General features: G+C 42.6%; 10 protein-coding genes. 1 reads left to right on the forward strand and 9 read right to left on the reverse strand.

All coding sequences use genetic code 11. From position 1 onward, the window contains the following. Nucleotides 1-105 precede the first annotated feature (105 nt). The 5 genes from IPJ09_20855 to IPJ09_20875 form a co-directional block, all read right to left on the reverse strand. A complete protein-coding gene (locus IPJ09_20855) occupies nucleotides 106-1,464 on the reverse strand; it encodes a DUF1080 domain-containing protein (GenBank protein MBK7373833.1) in 1,359 nt (452 codons plus the stop codon). Between the two features lie 165 nt (nucleotides 1,465-1,629). Continuing rightward, entirely contained in the window at nucleotides 1,630-3,906 is a 2,277-nt protein-coding gene (locus IPJ09_20860; protein ID MBK7373834.1) for an alpha-L-rhamnosidase, read from the reverse strand. Nucleotides 3,907-3,946: 40 nt separating this feature from the next. After that, nucleotides 3,947-4,975 carry a family 43 glycosylhydrolase gene (locus IPJ09_20865; protein MBK7373835.1) on the reverse strand — a complete coding sequence of 343 codons (1,029 nt, stop codon included), beginning with the start codon at nucleotides 4,973-4,975 and terminating at the stop codon, nucleotides 3,947-3,949. 19 nt (nucleotides 4,976-4,994) lie between these two features. Next, a complete protein-coding gene (locus IPJ09_20870; GenBank protein MBK7373836.1) occupies nucleotides 4,995-6,569 on the reverse strand; it encodes a hypothetical protein in 1,575 nt (524 codons plus the stop codon). 44 nt (nucleotides 6,570-6,613) lie between these two features. Further along, the gene (locus tag IPJ09_20875; GenBank protein MBK7373837.1) at nucleotides 6,614-8,128 is read right to left on the reverse strand and encodes an alkaline phosphatase D family protein; all 1,515 of its coding nucleotides are present in this window, start codon (nucleotides 8,126-8,128) and stop codon (nucleotides 6,614-6,616) included. 370 nt (nucleotides 8,129-8,498) lie between these two features. On the opposite strand from IPJ09_20875, the gene IPJ09_20880 reads away from it, so the two are divergent. Beyond that, nucleotides 8,499-9,632: a hypothetical protein gene (locus IPJ09_20880; protein MBK7373838.1), complete on the forward strand. Its 1,134-nt coding sequence runs from the start codon at nucleotides 8,499-8,501 to the stop codon at nucleotides 9,630-9,632. A 67-nt stretch (nucleotides 9,633-9,699) separates the two neighbouring features. On the opposite strand, the gene IPJ09_20885 is transcribed toward IPJ09_20880, so the two are convergent. From IPJ09_20885 to IPJ09_20900, 4 genes are all read right to left on the reverse strand, one after another. Then, the gene (locus IPJ09_20885) at nucleotides 9,700-11,637 is read right to left on the reverse strand and encodes a hypothetical protein (protein ID MBK7373839.1); all 1,938 of its coding nucleotides are present in this window, start codon (nucleotides 11,635-11,637) and stop codon (nucleotides 9,700-9,702) included. A 66-nt stretch (nucleotides 11,638-11,703) separates the two neighbouring features. Continuing rightward, nucleotides 11,704-13,716 carry an NPCBM/NEW2 domain-containing protein gene (locus tag IPJ09_20890; GenBank protein MBK7373840.1) on the reverse strand — a complete coding sequence of 671 codons (2,013 nt, stop codon included), beginning with the start codon at nucleotides 13,714-13,716 and terminating at the stop codon, nucleotides 11,704-11,706. A 5-nt stretch (nucleotides 13,717-13,721) separates the two neighbouring features. Continuing rightward, nucleotides 13,722-14,705 (reverse strand): family 43 glycosylhydrolase, encoded by a 984-nt coding sequence (locus tag IPJ09_20895; GenBank protein MBK7373841.1) that lies wholly within the window; start codon nucleotides 14,703-14,705, stop codon nucleotides 13,722-13,724. Nucleotides 14,706-14,743: 38 nt separating this feature from the next. Then, on the reverse strand, nucleotides 14,744-16,750 hold the full coding sequence (locus IPJ09_20900) for an NPCBM/NEW2 domain-containing protein (GenBank protein ID MBK7373842.1): 2,007 nt from the start codon (nucleotides 16,748-16,750) through the stop codon (nucleotides 14,744-14,746). Nucleotides 16,751-16,755: the final 5 nt, after the last annotated feature.

Below are 16,755 nucleotides of genomic sequence, written 5' to 3' on the forward strand. Positions count from 1 at the left end.
AAAATAAAACTCATAGGTTATGACAGGCAGCATCAATATTGTATTTGGCGGATCTAAACTAAAGCTAGAACGCAAATCTTTCGGAAAAGTTTGCAGGTAAACAGATTATGGCGAATTTGGGGACTTGCCAGCTGATCTGCCAGATGTACTTTTTTCCTCCTCAAAGATGAATTCAAAATATGCAAAATTGTTTTTAGCGTTATGATTAAAAGTCAAAAGATGTAGTCCTGTTTGATCAAAGGTAATAGAGCCTACCGATGCATTGTTCCAAATGTGATAACTCCCGGTATTGACCGGCAATGTGCAAGTACTGGCCTTTTTATGATCAATATCAAAGGTGATGATGTTATTATAATTACTGTACAGTGCTCTGATATTATAAGTCCCTGCCCTCTTAACATCGATTGAGTAATTGAGCCACTCATTGTCTTCTGTCCACCCGACATAAAACTGATTCAAAGCTGGTGTATAATAGTTGTCCAAATGATTGAAGTCTGCAAAATCTTTGGTATAAGAAAGATCTACGCCTTCCTGCATTCGAAATCCCCATTCATATGGTGTAGCCTGTGGCCTTTGGTGACGAGGATTGACATTGAGGCCACCGCTGCCGAGATTTTTTGGTTCTAAGTCATGATAGGCAACGCCTTCTCCTCCCAGGTCAAAATAAGCGCATTCAATTTTGCCGGGGATTACCTGAGGTCCTAATGTATAGACCGAATCTTTAAAAGGTAGTCCTGTATAATCCGGTGGAATATTGGACAGTCTTGATGACAATTTCTGCAGATAAATATTCCTAAATTTGGCAACCTGGCTAGAAAATTGAGCGTCCTTAGGAATTTGGAACCCAACTCTACCTTTTTTCGAGCCATTTACCCGTTCGTTTAAAATTTGTTCATGATTGAGATATACAATGATGCTATCACCTTTACAGATTATGGTCATTTGGTTCCATAAATCTGGATTATACTTGTTATTGCCAAATGATTCAGCATGATGTAGCAGACTCCCGGTGAGTTTTCTTTTTGGCAAATTACATATCTGAACTTCGTAACCATACCGGTCAGGATCACCAAAAGAGTCCCTCGGCATACGGATTGCGACCCCACTATTGCCATTTTGGGGCAGCATGAATTCAAGCTTTAAGGCAAAATCATCGTATTCATCATTCGATAACAACCAGGAATCTTTGGCACTAGAAGGATATGGTCGACCTATGATAGCCTCATTTTCCACTGACCAAAATCCGCTGTCCTGCATAGTCCAGCTGCCGAGATTGTGCCGATTAAACAAAGATGTAAATGGCGTGAATTTGTCAAATGGATAGTCATCGTCGACTGAAGGAAGCATATTTTCAGATGCAGGCAAATCCTTAGGTTTGGGTAGCGTATTTCGACAAGAAATATTGATTAATAGAATCAAAACTGTTACAGAAAGGATAACGGTCTTGTGATTAATTATTTTCATAAAAGTGTTTTGGACAAACCTAAATAGGTTGCAAAATAACAAATCATCAGTATAGGCCGGAGCATTTTCTGATAAAGATGTATGTAGTAATTGGACTCCAGCAAGCACCATAACCTAAACAATAGCTATACATGTTATGGGCATTAAACCGATCGCACATTAAAATCATTTTACTTCAAACTGATGTCTGCCTGCAAGTTGGTTTTGGACCTCAAAAAAACCATCCACAGGTGTCAGGGGTTGGCGGATTCCATTCATGTACAGCCTGGATGTTGATTTCTTACTGGGTACGAAGATTTTAGCCATAGTGCCACCAGGGATAAACACCTCTAATAAATCCTTGCCAGGTCTTCTGTCAAAAAATACTGAGACAATACCACGTATGGTAGGTGTCGTTAAATGAGCAAAATCGAGGTGACCAATTTGAGGTTTTATTTGAAGGATTTCTCCACCCGGTGTAAGTGGCATAACTCCCATCAGATGCCTCACGATCAGATTGGCAGGAGCAGCGCCCCAGGCATGGTTCCAGTCGAGATTGGGCTTGTAGACTTTGTCCCAGGCTTCGAGGGATATTGTAGAACCTATTCGGATCATGTTATACCAGCTTCTTTGAGTAGTGGCTGTCAGGAGTTCCAGCGCATAGTCTGCCTGGCCTGCTTCATACAATGCATCAAGTAAAAACTGTGACCCGTATACACTGCAAGCCATCTTACGACTCTCAATAAACTGTACGACCCGGGTTTTATCATCTGGAGGTACCAACCCAAATGCTAAAGCAAACATATTGCTATGCAAGGAGACATGATCGGTACTATCACCATCTTTGATCAAGCCAGAATTGGGGTGCCGGAATACCTCTTGAAAAGAATGATACACCTGGTTGGCTTTGTTTGCATAAAATGCCGCATCAGCTGTCTTGTGCAGCGCCGTGGATATTTGTTGCATCAATACCAGGTTGCGATAATAGAAAGCATTGACGACGGCATTGTACCGATTGAAAACAAAACCATCGGTCTCGCCACTATACGCTTTTTCATCCCCGATATAATCACCGCTCTGTGGCCAATCTACAATATCATGTAATCCTCTGCGTCTGTCAAAGTCTTTATTGATATGAATTGAAGTCAAAAAAGCATCAGTTTGTTTGTCTGTCCTCGTGCTGATCAAACCATCAGCTCCAGCCAGTGGTAGGAGCATTTTTTTTTGAAGTTGAGAATAATATTTTTTAATAAAGGCGTCGTCCCCGGTATAGAGGTAATCATTCCAGGCCATCAATACATTTTGCAGACTCCATTCTGTAGGCCAGGTGGGGTGAAATATCAGATATTCCAAAGTGCGTCTAGCCATACTGTACTCTGCATCTACTGCATAATGAGAGAGTTGATTGATCAAGGCGTCAGCTTCGTAGGGTATTCGTTCTCGATCTCCATCGACATAAAATCCTGTAAAACTGGTGGCTTTCATGGAATATTTGCATAGATCCCAGACCTGGTTGAGTACTGTATCACTGGATGTAAAACTAGAGGCCTGCTGGTCAAAAGGGTAATGAATCATTTTTCGTTTAATGTCTGAACTCGTTAGTTTGCCTTTGAAGTTTGTAATAGTCACGTACCTGAATGGATAGACTTCGCCGATATACTCCGGCATCAAAACTGGGTTGCGGCTATTTCTAAGTTCGTTATAAGGCCAGTCCAGGGTATAATCACCTGTTCCTTTCGAGATGGGTAAGGCGATTTTTAAATACCGGATATTGCGACCGGGATTTTTGTGGATATGGCCTGGTTTTTCCAAAGCTTCGCCCACCTCTATCATAAGGGTATCGTCCTCCAAACTGGTCAGATGCAGTTGCAATTGGCTCAATGCATCCTTTGCAAAATCAATAAAGTAGACTCCATCTTTTCTTTGCTCTATTGATACCGGTGATTGAAGTTCTGCCGCGAGTGGATAATGCGCAAAAGACCCAGCACTGTCGGTGTCACTGAGGCTAAAAGATTGTGCTGATGAATAGGGGGATTTACCGTTTTTTTCATTCCATATCTGGACTTTCCAATAATAGATTTTGCCGGGTTTCAATGATTTTCCTTCGTAGGTGGCAGATTGTTGACTTGATCTGATTCTTTTTGAGTCCCATAGATCGCCTTTGTTCCGCTTTAAGGTCTCCGTGTCGGACGCTACCAGTATACGATAAGCTTTCACTTTTTTAATGGTAGTATCTACTTGCCAGAACAGTTTAGGTGTTTGGTTAAAAATCTTAGCGTATTCATATTTTTTTTGGACGCTCAGCGCTTCCGTAAGGGTCATTGCAGTTTCCAGTCCGTGCAGACTCACTTTCTCCGGATGCAATAACAGGTCGCAGCGTAAGTTTGTCGGTGCAGGTAATTGTTGACTCACAGCAATTACAGGATACCATAAGATAATCAGGAGAGCTTGAAGTAATCGCATTGATTTAAAAATATTTAATTTCTTCAAAATCAAAAAAAAATTATTTTGGCCAATCCCAATGCTTCAAATCTGTACTCCAGGCCAGGCCAATCGAAGCATTTTTGTCAAAATCGCCTGCTTGTTCTGTTTTGGGGCCGGACCCATGAAAAAACATCAAATAGCGGTGGATATTATTTTTTTTCGAAAGGTCCAGTACGAAACCGGCGGTGATTCTTCCCCTGGCCCAAGACCATTCTTTTTGTCCAAGTATCTGAGTGGGGGCCCAGTCATTCCAATGGATCAAGTCAGTAGAATTTTTAATCCCGATGCCATTTTCAGGAGAATGAAACATAAGATACTGTCCTTCTACCTCTACGATGCAAGTATTTTCTCCGGCAGGGCTATGACCTTCATAGTGCCACTGCTTCAGATCATTGGTATAAGATCTGCTGGCTCCATTTTGTTTGTAGAATACCCACCACTTATTTTTGTCTTTCTGGTCTTTTATCAAAAATGGGTCGATCATTCGGCCCATAGATTCCATGGATACGGTATCCCCTTTTACTTTCATGAGTTGTGGTGCAGTCCAGTGTGCCAGGTCTTTACTGGTCATAGTGTACAGGCGAGCGTTATTTGTACCATATCTCGGCATTTGATCCCTGGTATACTCAGGCCGGGGATAGGTCTGCAGACACATGACCCATTTATTTTTATATCGAATGACATTGCCTGGACTTGAAAAATTTAGGGTCTGGTCTCTTGGGGTTAATTTTTGTACTGCGGTCCAATGAATCAAATCCTTGCTCTTACTTAAAGCGGTATAGGAAAAGATTTTTCCATCAGGTTCGATCTCGATCAGTGTGAAATACAGATAAAACAATTTGTGATGATATACTGCCATAGGATCACGATAGGCTGTCATCGAATCTCCTCTGAATAGTATCGGTGATTCTAACTTATGAAAATCCAAACTTTGCCCTTTGGCCTTGAAATTAGTTGACCCAATAATAGAAATCACAATGATGGCAGTAATATACCTGAATGAGTGATTTTCAAAATTGAACTTCCTATAACTTGAACTAAAAAGCATTTTTTAAAGATATAAACTTTTACAGCTTGGTTTTTTTAGGCCTGATCTGCAGCATGGCTTTATCACTTTTCCAGATTGGAGGAACTTCAAATACAAGTTTGATTAAATAAGGAAGCTGTTCTGAGAGGGCGTATTCACTTTGTAGCATTTGAGTTGGTACCTCTACAACTCTTGGTAAGGGAAGGCCGGTTTTAATTTTAAGTTGCATACCTGGCAAACTCCAAATACCCCTGGAGAATCTATCTGGATGAATATGTTTGGCATAAATGCATAGTTCAAAACTGGTTAAATTTTGATCTGCCTTCAGGATGGTCATTTTGTTTTTATCGACGACTACATTTGTCTTGCCATCTCCCGGTACCAGCAACCAGGCGATATCACCTTCCTCTGAGAGCCAATGAATCGTACCAGCTTTTATTTGATTCCATATTCTGCGATTGCCCTGCAATCCGCCCATCATCCAATCCTCATGGATCGTAGCAGTGACTATTTTGAGACTATCGCCTTTGTATTCATTAGGTATTATGCGCGTGATATACTTCGATTTTGTAAAGGTGGTTAGTTTGGTCATATCCTCCCGGGGGATGGATATACCTAAATGGAAGATCGTGGCGAGGTTACTCATTTCACCATACTTGGGTCCGTCACCTGAAGGTAGAGGAGCTGACCGTTCATCGTCATGCGCGAGCGCGATCCAGATACCGACAATGGCAAAATATTTTTTCATATCCATTCCATATCCTCTGAAATAAGGTCCGGCCATATTCTTTAATCGAGGGTTATAAAAGGTAGTGATCTCATGCCAAAACTCTTTTTCAAGGTACAGGCCCATGTCATGCATTTCTGAGGAAAAAGAAAACTCACGCCATAAGGCCAGTCCGATCAAAGCGACGCCATAGTAAGTAGGTGAATTGTATTCGCTCCAGGTATGGTGCTTCTGATATAAGGTGTAGATATCACGTGCTTTGGTCAAGCCGGCGTTTTTTAGTTCATCTATTTTAAACTCTGTGCCAACATATTCCATTAAAAATGCACTCATAATGGAGATATTGGTATAACCTGCCGATACATTTCTTATCAATGCTCCTTTGGCGGCATGTATCAGCCCCTTTTCAATGGATCCAATAATTTCAGCAGGCAAAAGCGAGCGGTAGTGATGTCTAATGATAATCAGATCACAGCCTATAAATTCACGCCAGTTTTGATCAAGCAAATCATTGGATATAGAAGTCTTCCAGATGCCATAGTATTTGCTCTGCTCATCCTGGTTTTGATTGGCCAGGATCCATTGTAGGATGATGGCAGCTTGCCCTTTATCACCCTCATGGTTTCTAAACAATAATGCTTCAGCCAGCCGGGTTTTAGTTCGTATACTGGTGTGATCAGTTAGTATGGAGGTGATCGATGCACCTGCAGGAATCTCCTCTGTGAGGAATTCATCGAAGAGTTTTTTTTGATAAAAAGATAAGGTCTCGTAGGAGAATTTTTTTACAATAGGATCCTGGTTTATTCCATGATCAGATGCCCGCAGCAAGGGAAGAAATAAGCAGCTTGATATGACTATCATGATCAGCACAGAAAAATTAAACTTCATGGAATATAATTGGTTAAATAAATTTAGAAGGTAGTTAGTGGAGGTTATGATGCAGTCACCTTCCTTTCTTTGCTCCATTCATACACTATAGCCCCATGAATATCATGATGTCTCACAGAAATCTTACTTAAATCTGCGGATCGTGTAAGTTTTACCGAAATAAAACCGCCTTTGACCAGATGAAAGCGGTGATAGTTTTTGTCTTCACCGGGGGTGCCACCAGCATGTTCGTCACTGGCTGCTCCAATGCTGAATTCATGAAGGTCTGTCACCGGATGTACTGAATGATATTGCCAATGACGGTCGCCACAGATTACAAAAAAATTGTCAGGGACATTTTCCTGCATCCACTGGCGAAGCTCATCACCTTCATGTTTAAACCCTGCATTGCTATGGTTGTCATTTTTCTGTTTGCGATCCGGGCCCACGAATGGGGTAGGACTGATCAGGATCTTCCAGGTAGCAGTACTTTCTTTTACCGTTTTTTTGAACCATGCTTTTTGTGCTGAGCCCCAGATGGTTTTGTCAGGTCCGTCCGGCAGGTCGCTATCAGAACGATGGTCCCTGCCTTCTGATAACCAGATCTGCAGATCAGCACCCCAACGAAAGGTTCTGTATTCCGGTCCTGTATTGATCGGAGCTTGTTGCCTGAATATTTGCTGTCCCTGTGAAAAAGTAAAATCACCCATGGTGGCTCCTGGTTCGGAATCGTCATCCAGGGTATCGTGATCATCTTTTAACCAATAGGTGCCTACATTTCGATTAAAGTCAATCAATCGGGGCAAACTAAACATACGCTCCCAGTGGTATCTGGCTATACTTTCATTCAAGGCTCTGGGCATATCGTTGTCATAATATACGAGGTCGCCTGTGAGGCAGGCAAATTGTGGGTTGAGGGCAAGCATAGCCGGATAGATATGATGTCCATCCGGGTGACCCCGATCAGGATATCCCTGGCAAGTCATCAGGCAAAAAAGGAGGTCACTGGAAGTGCTTGCATGAGGAGCAGTCTGAAATCTACCCCGAAAGCTCGTGATTGTTTTTTTATTTATTACCAGGCAGGACTCACTTATATAATGATAGGTAGTAGCCGCACTCAATCCTGTCAAACGAAATTGATGAATAAAATCATTACCGGCTGATACTTCAATCCATTTTGTATGCTTTCCTCCTTTCAAATTTTCATTGGGACTATATTGAAGCCTGATATAGCCTGCATGTCCAGGACAGGCACCCTCCAATGTTTCGATAGGCACAGTGACTTTTGGCAATTCCTTGCCGCGATAGTTCTGGGCTCTGCCTGGGATGACCAAACCTTCATTATTCCTCGTTGCATTGAGGGTGATACGTGTCCAGACTATAGCAGTCGTATCAGTGACTTCGCCTACCCTGGTACCCATGGCCTGGTACACGCTTTGTTTTTTAATCAGATCATCCTGGAGGAGGTGCATATTGGTCAATGGAATACCGGGGATCAAGGCTTCTGCCCCCAAAGCCAGGGTCGCTGTATGTTTTACAAAGTCGCGGCGACTGATCTCGTTTTTATTTTTTATTTTCATTCCTTGTGGTTCTTGAGATATATGAATGGAGATTACTCCTTAAGTATTTTTTTATTCCTCAAAGTAAGGAATTGATAGGAGTCTTGTTAATACTTTGCCAAAGAGAAAGACTCAAAATGATTAGCCGGCTGTAATTATCAGAGATTAGGCGCTATGTAGGTTTATGATTTTTATGGTTTTAGTAGTATATACACCGGAATGAAAACTATCCTGGTCCAACTTTTAGGGTGAGGTAGAAAATAATCTTTTGTACTCAAAATTACTCTTGTGCTCTATGCTCTATATAAACTATTTTGAATAAATGAAGGTGGCGATATGCTTTTAGTATCTTTATAATTTATTTGTAATTCAAGATTAGGAAGACACGATAATGAATGATCATCGCAAAGCAATGAATGGGTCTTGGGCTAGTTTTTTCTTCTTTGTACTGATATCATGGGTAGACTTCGGAAGCTTGTCAGCGCAGGAAATGCCAAAAGGGGTCGTTTTTTCTAAACATCATTATTTACCAGGATACGCCTTTAAAAAAATGGCTCATCCCGACATCTTTTTGGGTAATAAAAAGCGAAGAAAATATTTTGAAGGTTGGTACTTTAAAATGGTTTCAGCCGATGGGACCTCTATTCTTAGTGTCATTCCAGGGATCTCCTTGTCACGCAATGGAAAGGAGCAACATGCATTTATACAGATCATTGATGGTCGTACTGCTCAGACTGACTATTATTCATTTCCGATAGAAGAATTTGTGTTTTCGAAGAAAGAGTTTGCCATTCGAATTGGACAAAATTATTTTTCCAAAGACAAGATCAAACTCGAAATGAAGACCGATAGTAGCTCTGTGCACGGTGAGATATTACTCAAAAATATGGTTGAGCTTCCTCCTCGGAAAATCTTAAATCCAGGGATCATGGGATGGTACCGATACGTGCCATTCATGCAATGCTATCACGGTGTGGTGAGCCTGACTCATCAGACCAGCGGCTATTTGGTGAGGAATGGACAAGAATATCGATTCGACGGAGGTGCCGGTTATATTGAGAAGGACTGGGGAAGGTCTATGCCGGATGCCTGGATCTGGATGCAATCCAATAACTTTTCACAGGGGAATAGTTCGTTTATGCTGTCAGTAGCCAATATTCCGTGGTTGGGGAAATCTTTTACCGGATTTCTTGGATTCTTTTTGCATGGGCAAACTATTTATCGGTTTGCTACCTACACCCATGCTCATTTAAAATTGGAAAATCACCAATCTGATACCGTGCTGCTCCGCATCACTGATCGAAAATACAACTATACGATTGAAGCAATCCGCAATAATTCCGGATTATTAAAAGCACCGGTACGCGGATCGATGGATCGAAGGATCCCTGAAAGCATAGATGCTCAAATTCGATTAGTAGTGCGGGATAAAAAAGGAATCTTGATTTTTAATGATAGTACCTCGATCGCAGGACTAGAGCTGGTTGGTGACCAGGAAACTTTGAGCAAGAAGTTGAAAAATTAAATATAAATTTTCAATGGACCTTCATTTTTACAGTCTCTCAGCCCACTATGAGTGTGACAAATTCAAGTTATTTCTGAGCCGGTATAGTATATCGTTCTAACACTGGTTTGCCGATTTCTTTCCCATCAATATTGAATAAAAAGTCAATGGGCAAGGGGGCGGGGTTATAATATTCCAAACGCTTTTTGGTAGCCAAGTCGGCACGCACCCCCAATTTGCCAGACTGGGTAGGAACGAAAATATCCACCGTGCCATTTTCTTCTTTTACGGATACTGCTGCATTTAATACTTCCTGCCTGAACTCAACGAATGCCTGATCTGTATTTATTCCTTCAGCAGTTTTCCACCAAATCGCGATATTCGCCTTTCCAGTAATAGGATGTTGCAATGTAATCCTCAAAGTTCCATTATGAATCAATGGAAATTTTTCCCTACTGGCTTCAAATTTATAGCCATCATTATACAATACCGGCATCACCCCAGGATCTGCATTGTCCCATAAAAAACGAAAAGCGATCGCCACATCTTCAAACCGGGCACAAAATGTACGTGTCTCGTCAATCAGTACCTGGTGACCGATGGATGGCACGGGTATCTTATGATTGCCGGTCCAGAGCTCATCAAAGTAATTGGGTAGGATAATGGTGGAATTGAGGTAATCCTTAATGCAGTTATGGTCTTTGTTGCCTGATACGAGCATCACCAGTTCACCTTTGTTTTGGGCGGACTGCATAAAGGGCATCAGGTGGCGTGTCTTACCCCAGCCTCCATTGGAAGGATAGCCTGGAGGCATCAACTGCTTCATCTTTTCACCCATGCCTTCAGTGGCCCAGGTGCCGTAGTGATCATCCCTGCCCTCCATGACGAAGGCTATATTGGGCATTTCAGGAATCCGAGAACTATTGAGATATATCACGAAGGGTTTATCATCCGGGCTATAGGCCTGATTGGAAGAAGCCAGGGATACTTTTTGGCCGACGAAGTCACAAGCATAGGCATTGTCCAGGCTATCCCATCGCTGTACAATAAACCTGTTTTTCCGGTGCATCCAGTTTTGTTGATCCGGGGATAAGCCTAGCTCCTTCAAGGTAGCCAGGCAGAGTTGATGGAATAGATGCACATTGTTATTGGCGCGCCCCAGCAGGGGATTCATATATTTTTCTTCCAGCAAGTCCCGGCTGAATACCCGGTTGTAATCGCGGCTATGGGCGCCGGCCAAAATGCCAGCCACCGGGTTATAATGTGCTGTAAGGTCATTGAGTAAAAAGGTAAGTGCATCCTTCGCTTTTGATTTGATGTCGGCATCGGTGGTAAAACGGTACATCAGCAATAATGACTCCAGGTCGACTCCACAATAGGTTGGGCTGTCATATTCCCTGTTACCATATCGTGATACATGGTCTAACCACTGATCGAAATAGTGCCTTCCCTCTTCCAGCATAGCTGGTTGATGGTAGACCTGGCCGAATGCAACGAAATTCCAGATTTTCATCAGAAAAATATTGGTGTAAGAAATACGTACGACCTGGTTTCTGGCTCCCTGGATCCCCAGCGTAAATATTTCATCCAGTGTCTTTCTGGCTTCATCAGAAAGCCTATCGTTGAACACGAGTTTGATGGGCAATCCATACTGCATGCAGAATTCAATATTATTACCATCACCTACATCGATGCCGGTCTCGTGCCAGCCCCAAAATATATTGCCATAGCTCTTGCCGGCAGCAGGGTCGCTGATCATCCGTGTCTGCACTAGTTTCAATACCCATTCGACCTGCTTCGGTTCCAAAAAATGAGTGTCTAATGCATCCAATAAAAAAAGAAAACAGTCTCTGACCGCGAGTTTTGGCGGAGTCTGCTGTAGGGCAGTCCACTCTCTTTTCAGATTTGCCATCCTTGCTACAGCATCTGGCAAAGCTGGGATCTCATGCCCTGAAAGAACCTGGGCTTCTAAGGAAGGCTGCAACATTGCGAACCACACTGCGCATAAAAAGAGCTTTTTTATCATCCTGTAAGTTTGCATATTCGTTAATTAAAAATATCAAGGAAGGTATGTATTTATAGTGCTTCGTGTTTATTTTGGGATCAGCCTCCATAACACGGCACCGTGATGTGGAATGGAGGTACGGATGGATGCATTCCTCGATCCTAGATCTTTTTGTCGCCATACATCCCTGACCTTCCATTTTCCGGGCAGACCAATTGTTTTGAAATCAAATTTAAAGGACTTAGGTTTTTCATCCCCCCATCGGAAATAAGACTGGGGTATCGTGCCATAGCCGTCAATATTGAACAGTCCGACTGCATACGATCCATCTTCAAGTAGTTTGAGCCAAGTTTGTATACCATCCTTATCGACAATCAACCTGGCAGCTTTACCCAACGGATCCTGGTTGATTGCGATGACTTCGTCATTGGTCAATAAACTCAAAGTGAAAGCATCCAATTGATCCAAAGGACATCCTATGAGCAGTGGGGCGGCCAATAAGCTGAACATACTCACATGGCTGTATTGTTCGTCAGGCGTCAAGCGGGTAGAGTGTAAAACAGGACCTATAGATACCTTGCCAAGTATCATCATATCAGGGTCGGCCCAGTGACCAGGACCTGTATATGGCCCCCACGGGTCCAGGGAAAAAGTATTCATAAACAAGCTGTTCCAACTGTCTTTGATATCAGGACCGGTACGATACATATTGGCTAGCCTCGACCAGTCATTGACTTTCTCGAAAGGTGCATTATTGGATAAGCTGAAGATGATATCTCTGCCTGAATTTTTAAGGGCCGAAGACATCCGTTCTGCTGAGTTGACATCTATCCGCCAATCGTATTTTAAAAAGTCGAATCCCCAAGCTGCCATTTGTCTGGCATCATTGGTTTCAAACCTATAGCTTCCAATATGCATATATGGCTGACGATTTCTCTGAACCACCTCTGGCAATTCTCCGCCCTTTGGAAATTCTGATGAGCCACCGAGATACCCAGCATAGCTGGAGATATAAGGAGTCGAGTATAGGCCGGCTTTGAGTCCAAGACTATGGATATGATCTACCATGCTTTTAAAGTCGGGAAATTTATCATTGGGCTGCAGTGCGGTGTCGGGTCCTCCTCGCGATCCTTGCCAGGCGTCATCAATATTGATATAGGTCCAACCATGATTGCGCAATCCTGTGCTTACCATGGCGTTGGCAGCCTCGATTACTTTTTGACGGTCTATCTTTCTTTCCCACGCATTCCAACCATTCCAGCCAATAGGAGGAGTCAAAGCAATAGTATCACCTATTTTGACAATCAGTTTTTGAGCAGCTTCGCCCACCCTGTTTTTTGCCTTTAGAGTTACTTCATAGGTGCCTTTTACAGATACAGTGCCGCTAATGATGCCGGTCTGAGAAGACAGTGTCAGCCCCTGGGGCAGGTTTTCTGCACTAAATTCCATGGGTCTGATTCCAGTCGAAGCTATAGTATATAAAAATGGGTGACCCGGAGTAGCTCCAAATATTTTAGCAGAATTGATGCGTGGCATTTCCTTTTCAGCAGGAGTTAGGATATATTTATTGTCATCATTGGGTATGTAATCCGGTTGGTAAGGGCCATTCATTTCGAATTGAGCGTTGGCCCAATCGGCATAGGTTCTTTTATTTCGGATGCCTCCAACAGTGTCAGTCACCAATAACCCAAATCGCTGTATACCTGCCAGGTCCACATCAACAGGAATAGGCTTATCTCCGACTTTCATAGAATGGCTTTTGAAAAGTACTTTTTTATCACCCAAAACATAAAAAGTAATAGGGATATCCTGACGACCCTGATCATCTGGTCCGACCACTGCTTTGAATCTTTGGGCATGGCCATTCAAATAGAAAGCCAGAACACAAGGAGACTGAGCACCTAGGCCCCGATGATATTTTTGGCCCAGCATACTTAAACTATCATGGCTATAATTGGTTTTTGCAGCTACTGGTCGTATTCCTTCTGAGTAGGTCTGTATAGGTAAATCATCCAACCAAAGCACTTGCGTAGCCTGAGCGTGGCCTAACAGCAAGGTAAGTCTACACGCCAATAAGTACAGAACAACTTTTTTGCTCATGATTATTATTTTAAATAAGGCCCTTTTTTATTCCATCCTATTTCCCGATTGGATAAATACCAGGTCTTGCCACGGTCATTATTGCCTTGGTAAAAAAGATAAAATTTGTTATTGGCAGCTTTGAATATGCAGGGATGGCCACTTTCACTTTCATTCCATGTGCCAATGGCTCCATTTTTCAGAAATGGCTCACTGGATATTCGGGACCAGACCACACCATTTTTACTCCGTGCGACACCGATTTGCTGAGGTTCGTTATTATAGGCCCCTGCGTAGAAAAGGTATAAGTACTTTCCTTTTTTAATGCAGGAAGCACCTTCAATACAAGATTTCTCCCAGGGTAATTCGGGTTTAAGTAATGGCATACCATCTACTTCCGTCCAACTGTTTTTATCCAACTGCGCATTTTTTGGTGCAAGCGCCAGGCCAAGTTGTTGGATTTTAAAGGAAGTATCCCGGGTAGCGTAAAATAGAAAATACTGATGTCTGTAATAAATCACTTCTGCATCAATCGCTCTCCCGCAGGACCAGTCACTTATCTTAGGATTAAATATAGGGTTGGTAGGATCCCGCTTGAAATCAGTACCATTATCTGACCACGCATGACAAATGGCATCTAATCTTCCATTGCCATAAGTTTGATAAAATAAATGTAACCGGCCATCTTTAAGTAGCGCTCCAGGAGCACAAATTCCTTTTTCTTCTACAGTACCGGTAATTCCTGAAATATTTCCAATTTTCTGCCAATGGATTAAATCGTTGCTGGTAGCTATACCTATGTGCCACACTTTTGATGCTGCATCCGGTACTGAATAATACATCCAGTAGGTATTTTTAAAATAAATGACGGTAGGGTCTTTGGCAAATGGCCGTCCTGGGATATCGGGATCCGAGAAATACATCGTGGGCACCTGAGCCAGGAGCATGGGCAGATACATAAACCTGAGCAAGATCAATAGTATCCTTTTTTTATCTCTGGACCGGACCATACGCATCCATGAACAATATAAATTCATAACTCTTTTTTTTATTTAACAGGCGACATCCGGTACAAGACTACCCCATGATGCCGAACGGTAATATTAAATGAATCTTTAAAAATTCCAAGATTTGATTGAGACCAAAGATCTCTGAACTTCCACTGGCCATGCAAGCCGGTTTTTTCAAAATCAAATTTATAAGAAATGGCCTTTTCATCTCCCCATCTAATATAGGACTGAGGTGTTTTGCCAAAATCATCTGTATAAAACAAACCGACTGCATAAGATCCATCTTCCAAAGGCTTCACCCAGGTTTGAACCCCTTCTTCATCTACCAACAATCTTCCCGGTTTACCCAATGGATCCTGATCTATAGCGATCACTTCGTCATTAGTCAATAAATTCAAAGTGAAAGGGTCCAGTTGTTCGATAGGGCAACCGATCAATAAAGGTGCAGCCAGCAAGCAGTAGATGCTGACATGGCTATATTGTTCATCCGGTGTCAATCGGGTAGGGTGGAGCGGAGTCCCTGTCGTGACATTGCCGAGGATGAGCATGTCCGGATCATTCCAATGTCCGGGGCCGGCATAAGGAGCCCATTTATCCAATGTAAACGCCGATATATACAGGCTCAGCCAGCTATCTCTGATGTCGGGTCCTGTGCGCCAGGTATTGGTCAATCTCATCCAGTCCCCGGCATTGCTGAAGGGAGCCGAATTGGATATGCTGTATACAATGTCTCTGCCTGAATTCTTTAAAGCCACGGACATACGCTCTGCCGAAGGCACTTCTATCCTCCAATCATATTTTAGATAGTCTATGCCCCAGGCGGCCATTTGCTGTGCATCATTCGTTTCAAAATGGTATTTGCCAATATATCGAAAGGCTCTTTTATTCTTGATGATAGAATCCGGACAATCACCATTTTCAAAATCTGATGTGCCACCTACATACCCAGCATAGCTCGTGATCATCGGAGTAGAATAGATACCCACTTTTAAACCCAGGCTGTGTATGTAGTCTGTCATTTGCTTAAATTTTGGAAACTTTTCGTTGGGCTGGATAGCATTGAATGCACCTCCTCGCTGACCTTGCCAGGCATCATCAATATTGATATAGGTCCATCCATGCTGACTTAGTCCCATGTTGACCATCGCATTTGCAGAGGCGACCACTTTTTCCTGGTCTATATCTCTGGCCCACGAGTTCCATCCGTTCCAACCGATGGGCGGTGTAAGCGATATGGTATCACCTATTTTTATGCGCAAGGAGGCTGTAGCTTTGCCTAAAGTATTTTTTGCCTGGATAGTCGTGATATATTCTCCTTTGTTCTTTACCATACCGGAGATGATACCAGTCTCTTTATTTAAGGACAAACCTTGAGGTAATCTTTTGGAAGAAAATTTTATAGGTCTTTTGCCGGTAGCAGCGATGGTGTACAAAAATGGATTGCCGGGTGAGGCCCCGACGATTTTAGCTGAATTAATCTTTGGCTTCAAGGGTGGTGGAGGCGTCAAAATATATTTTTCATCATCATTGGGTAATTGCATGGGCTGGTGATCTCCCATCATGATAAACTTAGCCATGGCCCAGTTGGTGTAGGATCTGCTTGTAGTCGATTCTGAAATGGTAACCAACAAACCCAGTCGATTTATTCCGGTCAGATCTACGGATACCAGTTCTGGAGCAGATCCTGCTATCCGGTTTTTGCTTTCGAAGAGTATTTTCCGATCCCCGATTACATAGAAGTTATAATGCAGTTCGCTGTTTGCTTTGTCATCTACTCCTACCATCGCAGAAAATGAAGCTGCATGTCCGTTAAGTAAGAAAGAAATCACACTGGTGGATTGGACTCCAATTCCTCTTTTAAAATAGTGGCCTCCGATTTTTATCGAATCTCCGGATTGGTTGGTATTAGTGCCTACCGAAGGTATGCCGCCGGAAAAGGATCGGATAGGAAGCTCATCAAGCCATACTTCGGGGGTCTGAGCGAAAGGGCTGACAATATTGATGAGATAAAAAACGTATATCAATTGGATATGCTTAAAGTTCATAAGCG

The organism is Saprospiraceae bacterium (assembly GCA_016709995.1).
Taxonomy (GTDB): domain Bacteria; phylum Bacteroidota; class Bacteroidia; order Chitinophagales; family Saprospiraceae; genus JADJLQ01.

Excerpts from the sequence above, each read along its gene's own strand:
- IPJ09_20870 (MBK7373836.1), bottom strand. The coding sequence starts at position 6,569 with ATGAAGTTTAATTTTTCTGTGCTGATCATGATAGTCATATCAAGCTGC.
- IPJ09_20855 (MBK7373833.1), bottom strand. The coding sequence starts at position 1,464 with ATGAAAATAATTAATCACAAGACCGTTATCCTTTCTGTAACAGTTTTG.
- IPJ09_20860 (MBK7373834.1), bottom strand. The coding sequence starts at position 3,906 with ATGCGATTACTTCAAGCTCTCCTGATTATCTTATGGTATCCTGTAATT.
- IPJ09_20875 (MBK7373837.1), bottom strand. The coding sequence starts at position 8,128 with ATGAAAATAAAAAATAAAAACGAGATCAGTCGCCGCGACTTTGTAAAA.
- IPJ09_20885 (MBK7373839.1), bottom strand. The coding sequence starts at position 11,637 with ATGATAAAAAAGCTCTTTTTATGCGCAGTGTGGTTCGCAATGTTGCAG.
- IPJ09_20895 (MBK7373841.1), bottom strand. The coding sequence starts at position 14,705 with ATGGTCCGGTCCAGAGATAAAAAAAGGATACTATTGATCTTGCTCAGG.
- IPJ09_20900 (MBK7373842.1), bottom strand. The coding sequence starts at position 16,750 with ATGAACTTTAAGCATATCCAATTGATATACGTTTTTTATCTCATCAAT.
- IPJ09_20890 (MBK7373840.1), bottom strand. The coding sequence starts at position 13,716 with ATGAGCAAAAAAGTTGTTCTGTACTTATTGGCGTGTAGACTTACCTTG.
- IPJ09_20880 (MBK7373838.1), top strand. The coding sequence starts at position 8,499 with ATGAATGATCATCGCAAAGCAATGAATGGGTCTTGGGCTAGTTTTTTC.
- IPJ09_20865 (MBK7373835.1), bottom strand. The coding sequence starts at position 4,975 with ATGCTTTTTAGTTCAAGTTATAGGAAGTTCAATTTTGAAAATCACTCA.